At 73.0% G+C, this 1,490-nt stretch carries 1 protein-coding gene; it reads right to left on the reverse strand.

Annotated elements, in window-relative coordinates:
• On the reverse strand, window positions 1–1,340 hold a 1,340-nt coding region (locus GUY61_RS38275), incomplete at its 3' end, for an FAD-binding oxidoreductase (protein WP_166634887.1).
• Between the last annotated feature and the right edge of the window lie 150 nt (window positions 1,341–1,490).

Consider the following 1,490-nt stretch of genomic DNA (forward strand, 5'->3'; position numbering starts at 1 on the left):
GGGGTGTGGGTGGTGGCCTCGGTGCGGTCCGTGTGGCGGTAGACGGCGTAGAGGGTCTGGACGCCGAGCCAGCGCAGGGGCTCGGGTTCCCAGGGGCGGACCTTGTGGTTCACCCAGGGGAGGGTGGTGAGGTCCGTGGGCCCGGACTGGCCGGAGTCCTGCTGGACGAGGTCGCGCAGGGTGCGGGCGGCGAGGTTGCTGGTGGCGACGCCGCTGCCGACGTAGCCGCCGGCCCAGCCCAGGCCGGTGGCGCGGTCGAGCGCGACGGTGGCGCACCAGTCGCGGGGGACGCCGAGGACGCCCGACCAGGCGTGGGCGACGGGGGTGCCGGTGAGCGCGGGGAAGAGCTGGGTGAGGCTGTCGCGGAGGGCGTGGACCGTGGCGGGCCGGGTGCGGCCGTCGTTGTCGGTGCGGGAACCGTAGCGGTAGGGGTTGCCCCGGCCGCCGAGGGCGATGCGGTCGTCGGCCGTGCGCTGGGCGTAGATGTAGGCGTGGGCCATGTCGCCGAGGGTTTCGCGGCCTTCCCAGCCGATGGCGTCCCAGACGGAGGCGGGCAGCGGCGCGGTGATGATCATGGAGGAGTTCATCGGGAGCCAGGTGCGGCGGTGGCCCTTGAGGCCGGCGGTGAAGCCTTCGGTGCAGCGCAGGATGTAGGGGGCGCGGACGGTGCCGTACGGGGTGACGGCGTGCTTGGGCCTGATCTCCAGGACGGGGGTCGACTCGTGGACGGTGACGCCGAGGTTCTCGACGGCGGTGGCGAGACCGGTGGCGAGTTTCGCGGGGTGGAGGCGGGCTCCGTGGGGCGTCCAGGTGGACCCGACGGCGCCCGCGACGCGCAGACGCTGTGCGGTCTCGCGGGCGCCGAGGAGGGTGCGGTCGGTCTCGCCGTACGACACCTCGTGGTCGTGGAAGGCCTTGAGGCGGGCGAGTTGGGCGGGGGTGCGGGCGACCTCGAGCACGCCGCCGCGGTGGATGCCGGCGTCGATCTTCTCCTCGGCGGCGCGGTCGATGACCTCGGTGACCGTCTCGTTCATGGCCCGCTGGAGGCGGACGGCGGCCTCCTTGCCGTGGCGGACGGCGTAGTGGTCGCGTCCGGCGATGCCGTTGTAGAGCCAGCCGCCGTTGCGGCCGGAGGCCCCGTAACCGCAGAACTTGGCCTCGAGGAGGGTGATGCGGAGGAAGGGGGCGGCCTTCTTGAGGTAGTAGGCCGTCCACAGCCCTGTGTATCCGCCGCCGACGACGCAGATGTCGGCCGTGGTGTCGCCGGGGAGGGGCTCGCGGGGCGTGGGGATGCCGGTGTCCGCGTACCAGTAGGAGATGCCTCCGTTGAGAGTCCGCATGTCCGGGAACGTACTGGATGGCCCTGCCGGGGGCGTACGTAGGATCCGGGGATGATCCGGGTGCCCGAGGAGCTTTCGGCTTTTCATCTGAGGTTCGAGGGGGAGGCGGGGCGTGCCTGGGTGGCCGGGCTGCCCGCGCTGGCGGAGGGG

Origin of the sequence: Streptomyces sp. GC420, assembly GCF_009916105.1 — a bacterium.
Taxonomy (GTDB): Bacteria; Actinomycetota; Actinomycetes; order Streptomycetales; family Streptomycetaceae; genus Streptomyces.